Genomic DNA, 18635 nt, shown 5'->3' on the forward strand with positions numbered 1-18635 from the left:
TTTTTATGACGCTAATATACAATAATATTGTTGCTTTCGATAACGAAAGTGTAAGGAATTCTAATGTTAATCAGTCAAATAACTAAAAGCGCATTGCTGTTTGTGGGATTTTCGGTACTTGCTGGGTGCAGCTCCGACGCTCGCTTTCACGAAATTCAATCAGCACGTTTAGATGAATGTAATTATAAAGCCGATAAAGAATATTACGAGTGCCTTGAAAATCAAGATAAAAATTTTGAAGAGTATAAAAAACAGCAAAGTGAACAAACACAATAATTTATGACTAAAACACAAAAATTGCGCGATAAACAAATACGCCAAGCCCTCACCAACGCCTGTGAGCAAATAAAAACGACTCATTATGGTTTTGCTTATTTAACACACACCATTGATTTAAAAAATGAAGCAAAGTCACTAAAAATAAGCTGCTATTTTGAAGATGATATAGCCTATAACGACACCGAAGCGCATTTTCCTCAGCTAGTCGATATTATTCACGCTGAGCTTAGCAAAATAAACTTACCGGTAGCGGCTAAGCAAATAGCGTTTTTAGTTGATTAACATTGGTTTGCCTAGCTATGGACGTTATAATTACCAAAATTATTTTTAGGATGTAAAGCATGGCTGTTCCATCGCGCTCGCAACTCACACCAGGTACAACCGTAAATATCGTATTAAAAGAAGATCAACGCAGCGGCACATTAACTCAAGGTGTAGTTGAGCGTTTATTAACTAAATCACCTAATCACCCGCATGGTATTAAAGTACGCCTAGAAGATGGTCAAGTCGGCCGAGTAAAAGAGATTTTATAATGACAGCGTTAACAGAGCAGGAATTTTGGGATTTAGTGACCACGCCTGAGTTAGGGCTCGACCCACAAAGCGTAAGCGACAACTTAAAAGCTAAATTGAGCGAGTTAACCGACGAGCAGCTCATTGCTTTTGATAAATTTTTTGGTATTCACATGCGCAAATGTTTTACCTGGGATTTATTTGGTGCTGCATTTGTTATGGCTGGCTGTAACGACGAATACGGTTTTAGCGAATTTAGGTGCTGGCTCATCTCCCGCGGGGAGACGGTATTTAATAACGCATTAAGCAATGCCGACTCACTTGCACAGTGCTCCCCTGTGTATTATTTAAATGAGCAACCTTACCCTTATATTGATGAATACGACTTAATAGCCGGTTTATTATTTGAAGAGCGCAACGACGACGAATTACCTTTTGTACCCTCAGGCGAGCAACCGGCAGGTAAACGCTTTAAAGACAAACCCAAGTTTTTAAAACAAAGCTATCCGCAATTATTTGCAAAATACTGGCAGTAAAGTCACTCTTAGTGGCTTATTTAGTAAATAAACCACTTTGTTTTATTACTCGTAAAACATAACTACAACACTGCATTACATAATGCTAAGTGCTGCGTCCTTTTTTTAGATTAAATCTCTGTTATAGTTATAAAAGTTAGCGCCGCACGTTACTTATTACGAGGATACGCCCACTTAATGAAAACCTTACTTTGTTTTTTAATTTCGACAACCTTTATTAGTTCATCTGCATTGGCTGCGCCGAGTAATAAAAGCCGTTTTATACCGTTATTAAAAACAATGCTTGGCGATTACCAGGTGGTAACTGCTAACTCCTCTCTGTGTGTGGATAGTCAGTTGAGTTTAATTAACCCAGTTTACCCAGACGCGGGTTTTAAATTAGGCGAGCATATTGCGTTTGAAAGTTTACACAACGGCACCCGTACAACTAAAAAGCCAAATTTTTGTTTTGTAACTAGCTCGTATAAATACAAAAGTGATGGTGTTGATAACAGCTTAAAAATGAGCCGCTGTATTGACCCCAATAACGAAAAAACCATCAGACAAAGCATTAAGTTTACCAGTGTTACAACGCTCAAATATACGCAGAATACCCCCGCAGTAGAGTGCACATTTGCAAGACAGGTTGATTAACTTACTTGCAATGAATTTGCGGTATATCGTGCCAGCGCGTTGTGTATTGGGGCGATAAGTAATCTCTGTTCATATGCCAGCCTTGATTTAGTTTGCTGCTGGCTAGGGTGAGTATGCCTTTTCCGTAGCGGTTGTTTATTGTATCAAGACACTGCATTAATTTAGGGTTATCAGCACTTTGGCTAAATAAATCAGTTTGCTGATACTGCACCGAGGTAAGCTCTAAAGCGCCTACACCACATTTATAAAACCGTACACCTGGCTGGTAAATATGAGTAAATACTTCTGATACAGCATTGGCCATTACGCAGGTATCGTTAGTGGGGGTGGCAAATTTATATATAAACGACTTTTTACAATAGCGGTCTTCGTGTTTGCCAGTGGCGGCAAATATATAAAGCTGTTTTGCTAATGAGCGCTGCCCTCGTAGTTTGCTGGCAACCGTGGTTACGTGGTTAATAAGGGCGGTTTTAAGTGCAGTTGGCTCACTGATCCTCTCACCAAAGCTGCGAGTAGAATATATTTCTCGCTTATCTTGGCGTACATCGTCCCATGTTAAGCACGCTACACTATTTAGCTCACTTACGGTACGCTCTACCACCACACTAAATGCGCGGCGCATGGTTTTAGGGTTTTGCTGTGCCAGATCCCACGCGGTATGTATGTTCATTATATTAAGCTTTTTAGCTAGGCGCTTACCTATGCCCCATACATCGGCGCAGCTCATTCTTTGTAAAATTGCTTGGCGGCTTTGCTCGTTATTTATAACGGCCACCCCATCAAACCCGCTTAGCTTTTTAGCTGCATGGTTAGCGGCTTTTGCCAAAGTAGGGGTTGGGCCAAAACCAACACCCACAGGGAGTTTAGTTTCGCGCCAAACGGTGCGCCTTATTGTATGCCCGTACTCGTGCCAGCTTTGTATAAGGGGGGTGTAGCCATTAAAGTGCAAAAACGACTCATCAATACTGTATATGTATTGTGTGTCGCAAAAGCGGCCAATTACGTTCATCATTTTGGCGCTTAAATCGGCGTACAACTCATAGTTACTCGAACGTACAACCACCTTGTGTTGCTCAAGCAGGTGCTTAACTTTAAAATAAGGGCCAAATTTAGGAATGTTTAAGCGCCGAGCAATCGGGCATACCGCACATACGCAGCCATCGTTATTAGTTAAAACCACCACAGGTTTAGAGCGAATAGCGGGGTCGAACACTTTTTCGGCACTGGCATAAAATGCAACGGCATCGACTAAGGCGTACATTTTAATAGCTCAGGGCTTGGGCGGTGCATTCTAATTGATAGTGTAACCACTCCCTCTAACTGAAACTCATCAGCTGAGGTTAGTTGTACCGGCTTATGTAAAGGCGATGCAGAGAGTAACCGCGCATTGGTTTTATCTAATAGCTTACACACGAATAAGCCATTTAAGTTGGCAACAATAACATCGCCGTTATCGGCTTGCTCAGCACGGTCTACAAGCAGTAAGTCGCCTTCAAAAATCCCCACCTCTTGCATGGAATTACCCGAGGCAATACCAATAAAGGTGGCGTCGGGGTGCTTTATTAATAGCTCATCAAGAGAAACACCGAGCTCGGCGTATTGCGCCGCGGGCGATTCAAACCCACACACACCGGCTTCTATATAAACGGGAATAACAAACATAACACAACCTAAAACGCATATACTGTATAAGTGTACAGTATATGCGTTTTGTGTAAGTTATGCCAAGAAATGAAAGACAGATCACGCCATGTTTTTGATCATTTGTTGCGCGATATCTAAAAAGTCTTTGATTTGCTGCGGGTTTAAGTTTTTACACATTTGATCATTTATTTGCTGCTCAGAGGCTAATAACTTATCAAACAATGTATTGCCTTGCTCGGTAAGCGACAAAATAAAGCAGCGTTTGTCGTGCTCACTTGCTTGCTTATTAATAAGGTTTAAGGCAATAAGATCTTTAATTAAGCGGGCAATTTGGGCTTTGTCGCGCTGTGTTTTAGTCACAATGTCGTTAGCGGTACAGTTAGATGTACTGGCAATAATGTGTATACAACGCACGTGCATAGCATTAATACCCAGGTCGCCTGCGTTAATAGCCTCGCGAATTGTTACGCGGTAATTTTGCATCAGCTCAAATAGGGTATTTGATAAAAGCGTGTTCATAAGCTCTCTAATGGTTGACAATATCAATTAGTTTGTTATGGTTGATTTTATCAACCAATGGGGCGTTGTGCAATGCTTGCTTTAAAAAGCAGTTAACTATTTTGTTAAACGAGGTGATTTTAAATGAGTAAACAAGTTCGCAAAGCTACGGTACTAAGTACTGAACAAATAACACCGCATTTACAGCGCATTGTTGTAGGCTCAGATGAGTTTTCGGATTTAACGCAAGCGCATATTGGCAGCTATGTAAAAGTGCTTATTCCCCAAAATGGCAAAGTTGATTTTAATTTAAAAACCGCGTGCATGCGCTCTTACACAATAAGAGACGTTGATGATGCAACGGGCGCGTTAACGCTCGACTTTGTAATAAACATGCACCAAGGTCCGGCTACGCAATGGGCTATAACTGCAAAAGTAGGTGACGAGGTTGGCATAGCGGGCCCAGGTCCTAAAAAGCTTGATAATTACCAGCATCCGCATTATGTATTACTAGGCGATTTAACCTCAGTTAATGCAATAAAAGGGTACATGCAGCAGTTACCCGCCAGCGCAAAAATTGACGCGTTTGTGCATGCCCCTACTGAGCAAGACATTATTGATTTACAAACGCAGCGCGATGTTAATTGGTTAATTACAGATACACCGGATACCGATATGCTCAGCGCGCTTAACAATTTGCCACACACGAACGAGCCACCTATTGTATTTATGGCATTAGAGGCAGGGCTAGTGCGCAAAGCAAAAACCTTACTTACCCAGGATTGTAATATACCGCGCAGTAATATAGTTTCCTCTGGTTATTGGAAAAAAGGCGTAGACTCAGAGGTTTATAAAAAAGAGCGCCAGCAAAGCCCTGAGCTTGCATAAATACCTTAGAGCAAAACAGCCTAACGCTATTTTGCTTTTATCCGTTACCTAACTTGAATTGAATAAATAGCAGACCCATTTAAGTGTTTTATGCTGATGATGAAGCCCATTATTAGCATGCATTTTAAGGAGCTGCTATTTTGTTATCTTCCATTCCCTTTTCGTTATTAGAGCTTGCCCCCATGATCAAAGGGGACAGCGTTTCTCATACGCTCAATAAAACCACCAAATACGCCCAGCGCGCCGACCAATTAGGGTTTAACCGCTTTTGGCTGGCCGAGCACCACAATATGCCTGGTATAATTTGTGCTGCCACCTCTATATTAGTAGGTCACATTGCAGGTAAAACTCAGCGTATACGGGTTGGCTCTGGCGGAATAATGCTGCCGAATCATTCGCCCTTAGTTGTGGCTGAGCAATTTGGTACGTTAGAGAGTTTATACCCTGGACGAATAGATTTAGGCCTTGGCCGCGCCCCTGGTAGTGATCCAGTAACCAGCCGTGCGCTAAATAATGATATGAGCCGCGCAGAAAACTTCCCAGGGGAGGTAACAGAGCTGCAAACATTATTAGGCCCATACAATGGCACACACCCTATACGTGCTATTCCGGGGGAGGACACAAACGTACCGCTTTGGTTATTAGGCTCAAGTTTGTTTAGCGCCCAATTGGCCGCGCAAAAAGGGTTGCCTTATGTATTTGCAGGGCACTTTGCTCCGCGTTTTGTACACGATGCCATCGCACTATATAAGCGAGAATTTAAAGCCTCAAATGTACTCGATAAACCCTATGTAATGCTTGCCTTACCGCTGGTAGCAGCAGAAACCGATGAAGAAGCGCAGTACCTCTCTACCACCTCAAAGCAACGCGTGCTTGAATTAATACGCGGCAAAGAGCTGTGGCTAAAGCCACCGGTAGAGAGTATGGAAGGTTTATGGAGTGAGCAAGAGCGCGCCCACGTAGAAAACTTTTTAAGCTTAAGCGTTGTTGGCGGGCATGTGAGTATAAAACATAAATTACAAATGATAGCTAAAGAGCTAGAAGTGGATGAGTTTATATTTACCAACGATGTTTACGACAGCGAAAAACGCCACCGAGCTCTAGAAATTTTAATGGAAATAAAGCATTAATTAAAAAAGGAAGTGTTTAGTTAAGCAAGCGTACACACAAGCCTTGCTACTATGTAGACATCATTAAAAGTGAATACAAACTTATTAACTTTAAGTGATGTCTGAACAAACGCTATCGATAATTAAACATACTTAGGTTGCCAAGGATAAGGCCCATTTTGCATTATTTATCGTTCTGTTTTTTCAATCAAACTGATTTAAACAATCAATTTTAAGACATTACTTTTATTTTTTATAATGTAGTTATTAACCAAACATCATTAAATTAAAGGAAGGTACACCGTGAACGCTCTAACAACCGCATCGGCTAATTCAGTTACTCATACAGCGCAGCCAAAAGTTGCTCTGATAGCTGAAGGTGGCGGACAACGAGGGATATTCACAGCCGGTGTTTTAGATGCATGGTTAGAGCAAAACTACGACCCATTTGATTTATTTATTGGCACCTCTGCCGGCTCGCAAAATTTAACAAGCTATTTAGCGCGCCAAAAAGGTTACGCTAAACGCTTAATTAGAGGGCTTTCGCGTAACAAACGCTTTTTTCAATTAGGGCGTGGTTTAATGGGCAAGCACATTGTTGATTTAGACTGGTACTTTGAAAAAACCACCGAAGTAAACAGAGCCATTGATTTTAAAACAGCAAAAACCAGCTTAGGCGAGCGTGAGCTGCTTATAACGGCAACCAATGCACGCGACAGAAAAGCCTATTACCTTTCACCTACAGGCGAGGGTAAGCAATGGCGCGATTTGTTAAAAGCATCGAGCGCGTTACCTTTTTTGTATAAACAAGGCGTTAAACTTACTCCTTGGTTAGGTACAAAAGCGGCAAACGAAGCGCATTTAGCTGCAGAGCAATCAAGTGAAGATTTTTATTTAGATGGCGGCTTAGCTGCGCCCTTGCCTGTACGCGAAGCTTATAACCGTGGCGCACGAAAAATCGTGGTAATAAGAACCGTTGATGAGCATTTTCAGGCGCAAACTGCATGGGTTCAAAAGCTTAGAACATTTGCATGTGCATCAGGCTACTGCCCAAAAACACTTGATTACTTGATTCAACACGAGCAAGCATACCTAGACGAGCTAACGTTTATTGCCAACCCGCCTAGTGATGTAGAAATTATACAAATTTTTGCAGACGAAAAGCTACATAGTAAATTATTAGGTAGCTCAAACGACGATTTACGCTTTGATCATAAGCTAGGTGTAAAAGCAGGCCGCGCTTATTTAAAAAGCCAAAACGCACGTATAGTAGATTACGCACACAGCTACGCTATGTAGCTGTGTATTAACGCTTAAACTTAAATTACTACTTAAGTTTAAGCGTTGGTAAAGTGCAGTGGAAAAATTAAAGCGATGCTTTTTTTAAATTTATAGATGGCTTTTTATTGCTAATCGCCGCGCCTAATAAAATAAGTGCTAAAGCAATAAATACTGACCAACTAAAAGGAGCCTGCGAGGCGAGTATTAAAATAAAGGTAGAAAGCACCGGCGTTAAAAAACTTAACGAGGCTAATAGCGAGCGGTTACCGAATTTTAAACCATGATCCCATAAATAAAATGCACCTCCCACTGGGCCTAACCCTAATAAAATAGCGCCTAGCCATTGTGAAACAGGCAAACTAATAACGGTTGTTTCAAAATAAAAATGTGCACAAAGGGCAAGCACAGCCACAATAAGCGAAAGCCAGCCTATGTCATCTACTTGGCTATTAAATTGCGACATTAAATAAGAATAACTAGACCACAGTACTGCGCAGCATCCTGCAAAAAAATACCCTAAGTAATACTCACTATTGATAGATAACCCACTGCCATCGGTAATTAAACTAAGCGTGCCTAAAAACCCCAGTAATCCGCCTAATATTGCTTTAAATTTAGACCAAGGGGTAGCCACAAATACACCCAGTAATAATGGCCAAAGGTACACAATTAAACTTACCTCTATTAAAGGGCCGTATTTTAAAGCCATAAAATAACAAAAGTGAAAACCAAATAAGCCGGTAACACCTATTATCATTTGTTTTTTAGAAAGCTTTGGAGGGGTTAATAATGGCTGTTTTGTAGCAAAACGTTTTACTAATAAAATAATAAAAGAAAGTGCAAAGCACATAAAAAGTAACTGAAAAGCCGGGAGCGCTTTGGTTAAATTACCTAGTAATGCTAAAAGCCCCCACGAAAATATTGCTAAAAACCCTATGTGTGTTGCCATTAATTACCCTCCGTAAATACTATGTACTGAGTGTATCAATATAGGTTTTTAGAAATATGCTAAAAAGACGGTGTTATTGTTTGCTCTGACGCTATTTAACCTACGCTCTGCTTGAGCTTGCTTTATTATCTCGTGTTTAGGTTATCTATATTACTGCTTTGCAAACGCTTTAGGTGGCTGTCCAAAATATAAATTAAACCGGCGGCTAAACGCAGAGGCATCGTTATAACCAATGCGCTCACCTACTAAAGCAATCGGTAAGTCTGAATGGGTTAAAAGGGCGCGAGCGTGCTGCATTCGCAACATAGTTAAATATTGCAGCGCACTCATAGTGGTACTTTTTTTAAACACAGTTTTAAATTGTGTAACGCTTAAACAGGCTATATCGGCCAGCTCTTTTAACGTGTAGGGGTAGGCTAAATTTTGCTTAACAGTGGTTATTACATTATCTATTCGCTTATCAATATTACTGTGGCTGCTTTGCTCACAAAGTAATAAGTAAAATAAATCAAAAGTTGAATTAGTAAGCTTTTCATCGCTAACAACGAGCAGTTGCTGCTCTATAAACTGTAAGTAACTTAATAAACGGCTATCTATTGAGATTTTAGGGCATAAAAGGTTAATAAGGTTTTCAGGGAGCGCGTCTAAATCTGCCACAATAAAACGCGCGGCTTCATCGGCCGTAAAGGCATGCACTACGTTTTTCTCTATAACGATACAACTGCCCGTACTCACCGTTGTTTTATAGTCATTATTTAACGTTATAAAAATTTCCCCGTGTAGGGGTAAAACGAGTTGATGATAATTGTGCTGGTGGCGCTTTATATCTTGCGAATAATACCGAATAGAAAGCTTATTCATTGCCTACTCCATTAGCTAATACATAAACCGAGTATTGTCTAACATACTTTAAGTAAAACATGGCGTTAATTAAACCTAAGTAGATGACAATAATATACTGGTTTCGCTATTTAAAATGCCTTCTATTTCGCGTACTTGCCTGAGTACGCCATCAAACTCACCTAAATTTGCCGCCTGTATTTCAGCCACTAAATCCCAAGCGCCATTGGTTGTATGTAACTTTGTTAGCTCTGGTATGCCGCGCATGGTTTTAATTACCTGCGATGTAGATTTACCCACCACTTCCACCATCATTATTGCTCTTACAGCTTCGGTTTCTATGTGTTCGTGTACACGCACCGTAAAGCCTAATATAGCGCCGGATGAGACTAAACGGTCTAAGCGGTTTTGCACTGTCCCGCGCGACACCTTTAAAACATCGGCTAGGGCTGAAATAGAAGCGCGGCCATCTTTTCGTAATTCGGCTATTAATGCGTTATCTAATGAGTCGTAAATGTAAGGGGTCATAAAACGCCTTGGGTTATGTGTTTATTACAAATTACTAAATTTGTACTTTAATGCATAGCAATTTGATAAAAAATACTATTATTTGTATAAACTTTTGGCATTTTAAGTAACACCTCTGGTCTATAAACTTATTTCAATTAATTTATTTAGTCATTAAAGAGGTATTTATGAGTCATTTTATCGCACAACCTAAACAAGGTGTTCCATTCGTTAGCGTACAGGCAATGGCCAAACTTATAAATAAAGTCGGAATAGAAAACGTATTGCTTGAGCTTACTCAAAGATTAGAACACGACTTTGCTCGCTGGGAAGAATTTGATAAATCGCCACGTTATGCGGCGCACTCTCCTGATGGCGTAATAGAGCTTATGCCCGTAAGCGACGGTAAAATGTTTAGCTGTAAATATGTAAATGGTCATCCAAAAAACACCTTTAAGGAACTTCAAACCGTGGCCGCATTTGGTATTTTGTCGGATGTTGATAGCGGCTATCCAGTTATGATCAGCGAAATGTGCTTACTAACAGCCTTACGTACAGCGGCTACATCGGCGCTTGTGGCAAAGTATTTAGCGCCTAAGCACTCAACAACGCTTACATTAATTGGTAATGGTGCACAGTCTGAGTTTCAGGCATTAGCTTTTAAAGCCGTATTAGGCATTACTCACATTCGTTTATACGATATTGATAAAAATGCCTCACAAAAAGCCTACAACAACTTAAGTGGTTACGGCTTAAATGTAACTCTATGCAATAGCGCAGAAGAAGCCGTACAAGGCGCGCACATTATTACCACCTGCACAGCCGATAAAAAAAATGCCACTATTTTAACCAGCGATATGATCCCCCAGGGCGTGCATTTAAATGCCATTGGTGGCGATTGCCCTGGTAAAACAGAGCTTGATTCACAATTATTAACGCGCGCAAATGTGTTTGTAGAGTACGAACCGCAAACCAGAATAGAGGGCGAAATACAGCAAATGAGCGAAACCTTTGCCGTAACAGAGTTTCATAAAGTAATTAATAAACAAACACCTGGGCGTACAAGTAACAACGAGCTTACTATTTTTGATGGGGTAGGCTTTGCAAGCGAAGACTTTACCGCGCTGGTGTATATTAAAGACGCGCTGGTGGCTGCGGGTGAGTTTGAACTACTTGATTTAATTACACAACAAGCTGATCCGCGTAATTTATTTTCGGTACTTAATAGTACACAACCATCAAAAACACCTAAGCAAGAGCAAGTCGCATGAGCCACATAAAGCAAGCCCCAACAGCGGTGGTGATGGTGCGCCCGCATCACTTTACATCTAACCCACAAACCATGTTAGACAACACGTTTCAAAGTACCTGCAACTCACAAAATCAGAGTCAGCTTGCCTTTGACGAAGTCACTAATGCGGTTAAATTATTACAAAACGAGGGCGTAACGGTTCATCTTTTTGAAGACGAACATACACACACGCCCGATTCTGTGTTTCCAAATAATTGGTTTTCTACCCATCAAAGTGGCGAGCTAGTTATGTACCCAATGTACGCAGAAAACAGAAGGTTAGAATATCGAAAAGATATTATTGATTTTTTGACTAATCACTATAAAGTGTTGTCTGTGACTGATTATTCATTTTTAGCGAAAGAAAATGCATTCTTAGAAGGCACAGGATCGCTTGTTATTGACCACCCGCATAAGCTTGCTTATGCAGTAGAATCTAAGCGCACTACTAAAACCGTGGTTAATACAGTGTGCGAGCAATTAAAGCTAAAACCTGTTGTATTTAACGCATACGATGAGCAAGGTACTGCGGTTTATCATACTAATGTATTAATGTGTGTAGCCACAGAGTTTGCCATGATCAGCTTAAATATGGTGCCAAATAGTCAGCACAAACAATTAACTAGCCATTTTATACAAAGCCATTTAGAAGTAATAAACTTATCTAATGAGCAAATAAGTAGCTTTTGCGGCAACGCAATAGAGCTACAAGGTACAAATGGTCGTATTTTAGCACTCTCACAAACGGCGTTTAATGCACTTACAACCGAGCAAAAAGCAGCAATACAAAAAACAGCTAAACTTGTTCCGTTACCTATACCAACCATAGAGTCGGCGGGAGGTTCGGTTAGATGCATGATTGCTGGCATACACCTGCAAAGTAAATAACCTACCACTAAGTCAACATCCAAAGGCAGTTTAGCTGCCTTAATCTATGGCTAACATGCATTATTAAATGCCAATTACTCAACTACGCGCTGAGTAAAAACATAATAAATACAAAAGGATTAGCCCATGTTCGATACCGTAGTAAAAAGTGTAAATGGCCTATTATGGGGAGAAGGCCAAATACTAATCTACATACTACTGTTTGCAGGTATTTGGTTTTCGGTACGTTTAAAAGCAATTCAAATAGTAAAATTTAAACACATGTTTAGCCTGTTAAAAGGCAGTAGCAAGTGTAAAAAAGACGACATTTCATCATTTCAAGCATTGTGTACTGGCTTGTGTGCCCGTGTAGGTACAGGTAACTTAGCTGGGGTCGCTGTTGCAATTTCGCTAGGCGGAAGCGGCGCCATATTTTGGATGTGGGTTATAGCCATACTCGGCATGGCAACCGGCTTTGCCGAAAGTGTATTAGGGCAAGTGTATAAAGTACGCGATAGTAGTGGCGAATTTAGAGGCGGCCCCGCCTATTATATTCAACAAGGTTTGGGCAGCCGTGCCTTTGCTATTGTGTTTGCCGCGTGTTTATTTTTAGGTTATGGCTTTACTTTTAGTGCTATGCAAACCAATACCATAACCGACGCCCTTAACTATGCTTTTCAAGTACCTACCTTTTATTCTGGATTAGTTATTACCGTATTAGCAGGCTCAATTATATTAGGTGGCTTTAAAGCCATTGCCCGCTTTGCCGAGCGAGTAGTGCCACTAATGGGCATATTATTTGTAGCCGCGGCGGTTATTATTACGATTATGAATTTACCGCAAGTGCCTGCCATGCTTAAAGATGTGTTTTTATCAGCGTTTGGTTTACAAGAAGCAGGCGCAGGAGCAATGGGCGCTGCCATTAAAAACGGTATACAACGCGGATTATATTCTAACGAAGCCGGCGCAGGTAGTGTGCCGCATGCTGCAGCAAGCGCAAGCCCAATGCCTAATCACCCAGTTACACAAGGGTATATACAAATGCTTGGCGTGTTTTTCGATACAATTGTACTTTGTAGCTGTACCGCGGTAGTTATTTTATTAGCCGATGTAGATATAAGCGGCGAAATGGAAGGCATACGTTTAACCCAAAGCGCCATGACTGCACATTTAGCACAAGGCGGTGTGTACTTTGTTGCTGCAGCCATAACCTTATTTGCTTTTACCTCGGTAGTGGCCAACTATGCTTACGCCGAAAGTAACCTGCATTTATTTAAGCTCGATAACAAAGTAGGGCGCACAATTTATACATTACTTTATTTATCAATGATGCTGTGGGGGGCATCGGCATCTCTAAAAGAAGTCTGGGATTTAGCCGATATAGCATTAGGGTTAATGACAGTGGTTAACGTAATCGCTATTATATTGCTCACGCCAACTATTTTGTCTGTTAATCGCGACTACAACACACAACGAGAAAAAGGCATAGAGCCCGAATTTAAAGTAAAAGACGTAAAAGTACAGGGTAAATGCGAAAGCGGCATTTGGGATTGATTCCCGTATTTTAAGCAATTTTAACGATAAAAAGCGGTTTTATGGCAACATAAAACCGCTTTTTAATTTTGCATAACTATTCAATTTTGGGTTATGTGAACAGCACTAAAATATAAGAATAACAAGGTAAACTGATTTAATGATCGACATTCACGCAGGTAAAACAGCAGCAAAAATTATTAACGAGCAGGGCTTTAAACCCGAGTTATTTACCTCTTTTTTAGGGGCAAGTGGCGGGCCTAAATGGTTTACATTATTTGGCTTAGACAAATATATTTTTGGTGAATTTTTTAAAAACCGAACCCAACCACTTAACTTAATTGGTTCATCTGCTGGCGCATTTCGATCAGCCTGTTTTGCGCAAAACGACCCCGTTACTGCCATTGAGCGTTTAGCAAAATCGTATTCGCAAACGCGGTATTCTAGTAATAAACCAACACCCGCTGAAATTACACTAAAAGCCCGCGCATTATTAGATGATGTATTTGGGGAGCACGGCGTAACCGAAATTTTAAATAATCCTATTTTTAAAGCGCATTTTATAGTGGCAAAATCGAATGGGTTTATTGCCAGTGAAAATAAATTAATTCAACTTCTAGGTTTATCAAAAAGTTACATGCTTAATCGGGTTAACCGAAGATTATTAGGCTCGCAGTACGAGCGATTTATTTTTGGTGCGCCAAACAGCAATTTATCAATAACCGACAGTTATAATTTTAAAACCCAAAACATACCACTTAGCCAAACAAATTTAAAAGATGCCTTACTTGCATCAGGCTCTATACCCCTTGTTATGCAAGGCGTAAAAAATATTGCAGGCTCGCCACCCGGTATTTATCGCGATGGCGGAATAATTGACTACCACTTTGATTTAAAAATTAATAACCCAGGCTTAATTTTATATCCGCATTTTAATAGCGAGCCAAAAGCAGGGTGGTTTGATAAAAATTTAAAACGTAAAGTGGCACCACAAAATTACGATAACGTTGTGATGATCACCCCATCAAAAGAATTTATAGCCGGTTTACCTTACGGAAAAATTCCAGACAGAAACGACTTTAAAGATCTTGATGCAGACACACGTATTAAATATTGGAATACCGTTTTTAGTGAAACTGAAAGGTTGGCTGAGGAATTTGATAAGAAATTAATGATTAAATAAATGTATGAATTAGAAATAACAATAAGTTAGGTACTGTTTATAAGTAAAGGCAGATTCGATAGGGAAATATATCCAATCTCATAAATAAAAATTTATAAAATAATCTTTGTCAAAAAGTAGTTTGAGCTTAATTTGATTGCTAATGTATTGCTCTACTAATATAGATAAGCGTCATAAGATATGGTGTAATTTTTAATTAAAAAAGCTAATTATTAATACCTAAATAACTAGCTTTATTATTTATATAACGATTTGGTGAAATAAAATTTCACGGTTTCATTTCTATAAAAAAATTTTTAGTATCGACTAATTCTTACCTATAAAAATTTTTATTCACTAAAATTTTTATCAAGTTTATTAACTAGAGAGCGAAAGTCATTAGTTAGAATTTCCTCTGAATTTGGAACTAAAACTATTGCTTGTGAAAAATATTTACCTTTAAGTAGTTCATCACCATTTTTTTCATGTAATAGTCCAATTGGGAAGTAAGTTAAAGCAAGGTTTAAGTTTTTTCCTTCAATTGAAAGTTCATCTGGGCCAATATACTTTAATAAACGAGCTAGTGAGTTTAATGCATATAAACCGGTGGCAGTATCATTAAACAAATAAGCTTTATGGGCTTCATTGATTTCATTTTTTAAATATGAAGATGTTGAGCTATTTGCAAACGCATTACTTATGGATAGGGTGAAAAATATGAAAAACATCAATATTTTGAAAGTAGTCACTTTTTATTCCTTTAAATAATTAACAGTATTAAAAATATACAACGTTGTAAAAGAATTTACAACTTATCAATCATGGCTCATAAGTTACGTTATGTTAAATTAACTGGTTTATAAGAAAGCGAGCGTGATTTATACAAACCAGCCCGCTTTTAGGAGAGTAATTAGGTGTTAATTTAGCTCAGAATCTACCCAAAATTTAGTGCCTTTTAGTACTGCTTGAAGTGCAAGGCCATTTTCGGTTAAAGAATATACGGTAACTTGGTCGGCAATGGCTTCTGCAACCAGTGCTCCACCTTTATCTTCGTATTTTGCTGCTGCATCTGCATTTCCGCCAAAGGCCCAACCGTGTTCAATAAATCTATTTACTGCCGCTTGGTTATGAAAAACCATAACAACGTTAAAATCTTTAACGCCTAAACCAAGCCCTAAACCGGCTTCACCCATATTCATGTAGGTTGATTTACCCGTTAAGTTATTTTTTACTACACCGTACCCGCCACCAAAACTAGCTAAAACGACATTTACGTTTGCGTTATCAAATACGGCGTAACCGGAAGAATTGGCAATTTGTTTTTTAACATCGGGTTTTTGTGCGTATAATTTGTCGAGGGTATTGTTTTTCATGCTTTGTACTAAAGCGCGTTTTTCGCTAGGTGAAGCACTACCTGTAGTAGCACAACCTGTTAGTAATACACTTATTGTAAGTAGGCCTAACACTATAAATTTTTTCATAAAACTTTCCTTAATAAGATTCATACCAATGCACAACAATGTTTAAATAAATATACTTTCACTATGTCCAATACTAGACAGTATCGGACTTTAACGTTAAGCTGTAAGTCTATTATTTTATTGAATATTTATACATTATGCTTGTTGCTTTAGTTGATACGTTAAAACAATTAAGATACCAAATTGCTCATCTTGACGACGGTACTCTAAACTCAGAATACCCAGAACTTGCATCCTTTATACAGCAAGTTGGCTTGACTGTAACTGAATCAAAGGACGATCTTAAATTTTTATACCAATTTTTATATGTGTACGGCCGAAAATCTGAGGCAACATTTAATCGTTTTCGTAATGAGCTTGAACGATTTTATTTGTGGTCTTGGCTAATTGCCGAAAAATCTGTATTTAGTTTAAAGCGCGAAGACATTGAAGCGTATGTTGATTTTATGGCTGAGCCAGATAAAAAATGGGCATCAACTTCGGTGCAATGGCGTTACAAAGATGAACAAGGTATTCGTCGATTAAATCAAAATTGGCGCCCTTTTATATTAAAAGAGTCAATTGCGAGCCAGCAAACATTAGCGGCTATGTTTACTGCGCTAAATGTATTTTATAAGTTTTCTATTTTAGAAGAAAAAACGTTTGCTAACTTTGTGCCTGTAGTGAAAAAAAATAGCCCCTATTTGGTAGTTCAATCTCAAATTCAGATCCCAGACACTTTAAGTGACATACAATGGGAATATGTATTTGGCGTAACACGCGATTTATGTGAAAAAAAACCAGAGCTTGAACGTAACCTATTTACGCTCGCGTGTTTAAAAGGGCTATATTTACGTATATCAGAATTATCAGAGCGCCCGCAGTGGTCGCCAGTTATGTCACACTTTTGGCAAGATAATGACGGATTTTGGTTTTTACGAATTATGGGTAAAGGTAATAAGCTACGAGATGTTACGTTAAGTGATGATTTTGTTGAGTATTTAAAACGTTACCGATTATACAGAGGGTTACCCGCCCTACCTCGCGTTGATGAATCTGAGCCATTGGTGCATAAAATTCGTGGCCAAGGTGGGATGACCGTTAGGCAAATTAGGCGTTTAGTGCAGCAAAGTTTTGATTTAGCTCAGCAATCGTTACTTGATGACGGGTTTAAAGATGATGCAGAACAACTTGAAGCGGCCACTGCCCATTGGCTTCGTCACACGGGTGCAACACATGATGCGCAAACTCGACCGCTAAAACATTTATCGGAAGATTTAGGCCATTCTAAAATTGCGACAACCGATCAAATTTACATTCAAACAAATATTAAAGAGCGAGCAAAATCAGGGGTTAAAAGGAAAATTTAATGGAATACTTAGTAATAGCATTTATTGGTTTTTTATTTTTAGTTTATTCAATTTCAATAAGGCAGTTAGAGCGCACAGAAATAACAGGCCCTATGTTTTTTGTTATTGGCGGCATGTTTTTGGCGTTTTTACTTCCTAATGAAGGCGAAAAACTAAAAACAGGAATAGATTATTTATTACCTCTGATAGAGCTAACACTAAGTATATTTTTATTTTCTGATGCGGCTAAATCTAAGTTAGGTGTATTGAGGCATAGTTTTCAATACCCTAGCCTATTATTATTTGTTGCCCTACCCTTAACTTTATTGTGCGGTATTGGTGTTAGCTTATTTTTATTTGCAGAGTTGTCGTTAATTCAATCGGCACTGTTGGCAATTATACTTACACCAACCGATGCCGCTTTGAGTAAAGGGTTATTGCAAAGTACACAAGTCCCCGAAAAAATTAGAGAAGGTATAAATACCGAAAGCGGATTAAACGATGGCTTATGTGTACCCGTATTTTTAATTTTTATTTTATTAGCTAAAAACCCTGACTCTGCTATTACTGCTTCACATACATTAGGTGTGTTTTCAAGAGAGCTTGGCTTAGCATTATTGATTGCTGGTTTTTCTATAGCGATATTTATTCCGGCATTAAATTTTGCAATGCAGCGCCATTACTTTGCAAAAAGCACCAGCCCATTTTTACTTTTAGGTTTTGCGATGGCGGTGTTTTCTATCACTCAATATTTTCATGGCAGCGGTTTTATAGCGGTATTTATTGCAGGTTTGTTATTTGATAAATTTTCTAAAACTGATATTCGCGCTGAGCTAATAGAGGATTCAGAGCACATTGCTGATTTTACATCGTTAATGATTTGGTGTTTATTTGGATTTGTTTGTGCGTATTTAGTAATCCCCAAATTAAATACTAATATAATTGTGTATGCCTTACTAAGCACTACATTAATTAGAATAATTCCGGTTATGTTATCGTTGCAATTTACAGCACTTAATTGGAAGGAACGTTTTACTTTTGCATGGTTTGGGCCACGTGGTTTGGCATCTATTGTTTTTACTTTAATGGTAATAGACACGCAAATAGAAAATAAATACGATATTGCCACTATTGCAATGACCACTATTTTATTTAGCGTATTTATACACGGTATAAGTACAAAGCCAATTGCAGATAGCTTCGTTAAAAAATCTAAATAGCGTTTATAAAAATTAGCGAATTTATTGCTTTGGTATAAACACGTTTTTAGCTTTAAAATAAATCACTTAACTAAGCG

The 18635-nt window shown here is 39.0% G+C and carries 22 protein-coding genes; 14 read left to right on the forward strand and 8 right to left on the reverse strand.

The features are described from left to right. The first annotated feature begins 63 nt into the window (after positions 1–63). The 5 genes from MTN96_RS13640 (at position 64) to MTN96_RS13660 (ending at position 1960) form a co-directional block, all read left to right on the forward strand. Positions 64–276, forward strand: coding sequence for a hypothetical protein (locus MTN96_RS13640; RefSeq protein ID WP_004586334.1), 213 nt, complete (start codon positions 64–66; stop codon positions 274–276). A 3-nt stretch (positions 277–279) separates the two neighbouring features. Further along, a complete protein-coding gene (locus MTN96_RS13645; RefSeq protein ID WP_029772991.1) occupies positions 280–561 on the forward strand; it encodes a hypothetical protein in 282 nt (93 codons plus the stop codon). Between the two features lie 59 nt (positions 562–620). Continuing rightward, positions 621–812, forward strand: coding sequence for a YwbE family protein (locus tag MTN96_RS13650; protein ID WP_248531937.1), 192 nt, complete (start codon positions 621–623; stop codon positions 810–812). After that, a complete protein-coding gene (locus MTN96_RS13655; protein ID WP_004586331.1) occupies positions 812–1327 on the forward strand; it encodes a DUF4240 domain-containing protein in 516 nt (171 codons plus the stop codon). The genes MTN96_RS13650 and MTN96_RS13655 overlap by 1 nt, the downstream gene beginning before the upstream one ends. A gap of 177 nt (positions 1328–1504) precedes the next feature. Then, the gene (locus MTN96_RS13660) at positions 1505–1960 is read left to right on the forward strand and encodes a hypothetical protein (RefSeq protein WP_248531938.1); all 456 of its coding nucleotides are present in this window, start codon (positions 1505–1507) and stop codon (positions 1958–1960) included. A gap of 1 nt (position 1961) precedes the next feature. On the opposite strand, the gene MTN96_RS13665 is transcribed toward MTN96_RS13660, so the two are convergent. From MTN96_RS13665 to MTN96_RS13675, 3 genes are all read right to left on the reverse strand, one after another. Next, positions 1962–3221, reverse strand: a complete 1260-nt coding sequence (locus MTN96_RS13665) for a Y-family DNA polymerase (RefSeq protein ID WP_248531939.1) — start codon at positions 3219–3221, stop codon at positions 1962–1964. Then, the gene (locus MTN96_RS13670; protein WP_004586327.1) at positions 3209–3622 is read right to left on the reverse strand and encodes a S24 family peptidase; all 414 of its coding nucleotides are present in this window, start codon (positions 3620–3622) and stop codon (positions 3209–3211) included. The genes MTN96_RS13665 and MTN96_RS13670 overlap by 13 nt, the downstream gene beginning before the upstream one ends. Positions 3623–3703: 81 nt before the next feature. After that, the gene (locus MTN96_RS13675; RefSeq protein ID WP_024032379.1) at positions 3704–4123 is read right to left on the reverse strand and encodes a MarR family winged helix-turn-helix transcriptional regulator; all 420 of its coding nucleotides are present in this window, start codon (positions 4121–4123) and stop codon (positions 3704–3706) included. A gap of 123 nt (positions 4124–4246) precedes the next feature. Here MTN96_RS13675 and MTN96_RS13680 point away from each other — a divergent pair, with 123 nt between their 5' ends. The 3 genes from MTN96_RS13680 (at position 4247) to MTN96_RS13690 (ending at position 7398) form a co-directional block, all read left to right on the forward strand. Then, positions 4247–4990, forward strand: a complete 744-nt coding sequence (locus tag MTN96_RS13680; protein WP_248531940.1) for a siderophore-interacting protein — start codon at positions 4247–4249, stop codon at positions 4988–4990. Between the two features lie 140 nt (positions 4991–5130). Continuing rightward, on the forward strand, positions 5131–6120 hold the full coding sequence (locus tag MTN96_RS13685; protein WP_004586324.1) for an LLM class flavin-dependent oxidoreductase: 990 nt from the start codon (positions 5131–5133) through the stop codon (positions 6118–6120). Positions 6121–6402: 282 nt separating this feature from the next. Next, entirely contained in the window at positions 6403–7398 is a 996-nt protein-coding gene (locus tag MTN96_RS13690; protein WP_248531941.1) for a patatin family protein, read from the forward strand. A gap of 67 nt (positions 7399–7465) precedes the next feature. Here MTN96_RS13690 and MTN96_RS13695 read toward each other — a convergent pair whose 3' ends face one another. From MTN96_RS13695 to MTN96_RS13705, 3 genes are all read right to left on the reverse strand, one after another. Then, positions 7466–8329, reverse strand: coding sequence for a DMT family transporter (locus tag MTN96_RS13695; protein WP_248531942.1), 864 nt, complete (start codon positions 8327–8329; stop codon positions 7466–7468). 150 nt (positions 8330–8479) lie between these two features. Continuing rightward, positions 8480–9190: an AraC family transcriptional regulator gene (locus tag MTN96_RS13700; protein ID WP_029772996.1), complete on the reverse strand. Its 711-nt coding sequence runs from the start codon at positions 9188–9190 to the stop codon at positions 8480–8482. Positions 9191–9265: 75 nt separating this feature from the next. Continuing rightward, positions 9266–9697 carry an Lrp/AsnC family transcriptional regulator gene (locus MTN96_RS13705; protein WP_004586320.1) on the reverse strand — a complete coding sequence of 144 codons (432 nt, stop codon included), beginning with the start codon at positions 9695–9697 and terminating at the stop codon, positions 9266–9268. Positions 9698–9864: 167 nt separating this feature from the next. Here MTN96_RS13705 and MTN96_RS13710 point away from each other — a divergent pair, with 167 nt between their 5' ends. From MTN96_RS13710 to MTN96_RS13725, 4 genes are all read left to right on the forward strand, one after another. Next, positions 9865–10947, forward strand: coding sequence for an ornithine cyclodeaminase (locus MTN96_RS13710; RefSeq protein WP_248531943.1), 1083 nt, complete (start codon positions 9865–9867; stop codon positions 10945–10947). Beyond that, the gene (ctlX, locus tag MTN96_RS13715) at positions 10944–11855 is read left to right on the forward strand and encodes a citrulline utilization hydrolase CtlX (protein ID WP_004586318.1); all 912 of its coding nucleotides are present in this window, start codon (positions 10944–10946) and stop codon (positions 11853–11855) included. Before MTN96_RS13710 ends, ctlX begins: the two co-directional genes overlap by 4 nt. Positions 11856–11981: 126 nt before the next feature. Beyond that, a complete protein-coding gene (locus MTN96_RS13720; protein ID WP_004586317.1) occupies positions 11982–13388 on the forward strand; it encodes a sodium:alanine symporter family protein in 1407 nt (468 codons plus the stop codon). Between the two features lie 139 nt (positions 13389–13527). Beyond that, positions 13528–14550, forward strand: coding sequence for a patatin-like phospholipase family protein (locus MTN96_RS13725; RefSeq protein WP_248531944.1), 1023 nt, complete (start codon positions 13528–13530; stop codon positions 14548–14550). Positions 14551–14879: 329 nt separating this feature from the next. Here MTN96_RS13725 and MTN96_RS13730 read toward each other — a convergent pair whose 3' ends face one another. Both MTN96_RS13730 and MTN96_RS13735 read right to left on the reverse strand, forming a co-directional pair. Beyond that, positions 14880–15278 (reverse strand): hypothetical protein, encoded by a 399-nt coding sequence (locus MTN96_RS13730; protein ID WP_248531945.1) that lies wholly within the window; start codon positions 15276–15278, stop codon positions 14880–14882. Positions 15279–15446: 168 nt separating this feature from the next. Next, entirely contained in the window at positions 15447–16010 is a 564-nt protein-coding gene (locus tag MTN96_RS13735) for a YSC84-related protein (RefSeq protein WP_248531946.1), read from the reverse strand. Between the two features lie 137 nt (positions 16011–16147). On the opposite strand from MTN96_RS13735, the gene MTN96_RS13740 reads away from it, so the two are divergent. Together MTN96_RS13740 and MTN96_RS13745 are read left to right on the forward strand one after the other, a co-directional pair. Next, positions 16148–17359, forward strand: coding sequence for a tyrosine-type recombinase/integrase (locus MTN96_RS13740; protein ID WP_054981980.1), 1212 nt, complete (start codon positions 16148–16150; stop codon positions 17357–17359). Further along, positions 17359–18558, forward strand: coding sequence for a sodium:proton antiporter (locus tag MTN96_RS13745; protein ID WP_004586308.1), 1200 nt, complete (start codon positions 17359–17361; stop codon positions 18556–18558). The genes MTN96_RS13740 and MTN96_RS13745 overlap by 1 nt, the downstream gene beginning before the upstream one ends. The last annotated feature ends 77 nt before the right edge of the window (positions 18559–18635 follow it).

The sequence above is a fragment of the Pseudoalteromonas sp. 2CM28B genome (assembly GCF_023161935.1).

What these genes read in the sequence shown, in the direction of transcription:
- MTN96_RS13650 (WP_248531937.1), top strand. Translation starts at nt 621, where the DNA reads ATGGCTGTTCCATCGCGCTCGCAACTCACACCAGGTACAACCGTAAAT.
- MTN96_RS13675 (WP_024032379.1), bottom strand. Translation starts at nt 4,123, where the DNA reads ATGAACACGCTTTTATCAAATACCCTATTTGAGCTGATGCAAAATTAC.
- MTN96_RS13645 (WP_029772991.1), top strand. Translation starts at nt 280, where the DNA reads ATGACTAAAACACAAAAATTGCGCGATAAACAAATACGCCAAGCCCTC.
- MTN96_RS13695 (WP_248531942.1), bottom strand. Translation starts at nt 8,329, where the DNA reads ATGGCAACACACATAGGGTTTTTAGCAATATTTTCGTGGGGGCTTTTA.
- MTN96_RS13710 (WP_248531943.1), top strand. Translation starts at nt 9,865, where the DNA reads ATGAGTCATTTTATCGCACAACCTAAACAAGGTGTTCCATTCGTTAGC.
- MTN96_RS13665 (WP_248531939.1), bottom strand. Translation starts at nt 3,221, where the DNA reads ATGTACGCCTTAGTCGATGCCGTTGCATTTTATGCCAGTGCCGAAAAA.
- MTN96_RS13720 (WP_004586317.1), top strand. Translation starts at nt 11,982, where the DNA reads ATGTTCGATACCGTAGTAAAAAGTGTAAATGGCCTATTATGGGGAGAA.
- MTN96_RS13725 (WP_248531944.1), top strand. Translation starts at nt 13,528, where the DNA reads ATGATCGACATTCACGCAGGTAAAACAGCAGCAAAAATTATTAACGAG.
- MTN96_RS13655 (WP_004586331.1), top strand. Translation starts at nt 812, where the DNA reads ATGACAGCGTTAACAGAGCAGGAATTTTGGGATTTAGTGACCACGCCT.
- MTN96_RS13680 (WP_248531940.1), top strand. Translation starts at nt 4,247, where the DNA reads ATGAGTAAACAAGTTCGCAAAGCTACGGTACTAAGTACTGAACAAATA.
- MTN96_RS13735 (WP_248531946.1), bottom strand. Translation starts at nt 16,010, where the DNA reads ATGAAAAAATTTATAGTGTTAGGCCTACTTACAATAAGTGTATTACTA.
- MTN96_RS13640 (WP_004586334.1), top strand. Translation starts at nt 64, where the DNA reads ATGTTAATCAGTCAAATAACTAAAAGCGCATTGCTGTTTGTGGGATTT.
- ctlX (WP_004586318.1), top strand. Translation starts at nt 10,944, where the DNA reads ATGAGCCACATAAAGCAAGCCCCAACAGCGGTGGTGATGGTGCGCCCG.
- MTN96_RS13705 (WP_004586320.1), bottom strand. Translation starts at nt 9,697, where the DNA reads ATGACCCCTTACATTTACGACTCATTAGATAACGCATTAATAGCCGAA.
- MTN96_RS13745 (WP_004586308.1), top strand. Translation starts at nt 17,359, where the DNA reads ATGGAATACTTAGTAATAGCATTTATTGGTTTTTTATTTTTAGTTTAT.
- MTN96_RS13660 (WP_248531938.1), top strand. Translation starts at nt 1,505, where the DNA reads ATGAAAACCTTACTTTGTTTTTTAATTTCGACAACCTTTATTAGTTCA.
- MTN96_RS13670 (WP_004586327.1), bottom strand. Translation starts at nt 3,622, where the DNA reads ATGTTTGTTATTCCCGTTTATATAGAAGCCGGTGTGTGTGGGTTTGAA.
- MTN96_RS13700 (WP_029772996.1), bottom strand. Translation starts at nt 9,190, where the DNA reads ATGAATAAGCTTTCTATTCGGTATTATTCGCAAGATATAAAGCGCCAC.
- MTN96_RS13740 (WP_054981980.1), top strand. Translation starts at nt 16,148, where the DNA reads ATGCTTGTTGCTTTAGTTGATACGTTAAAACAATTAAGATACCAAATT.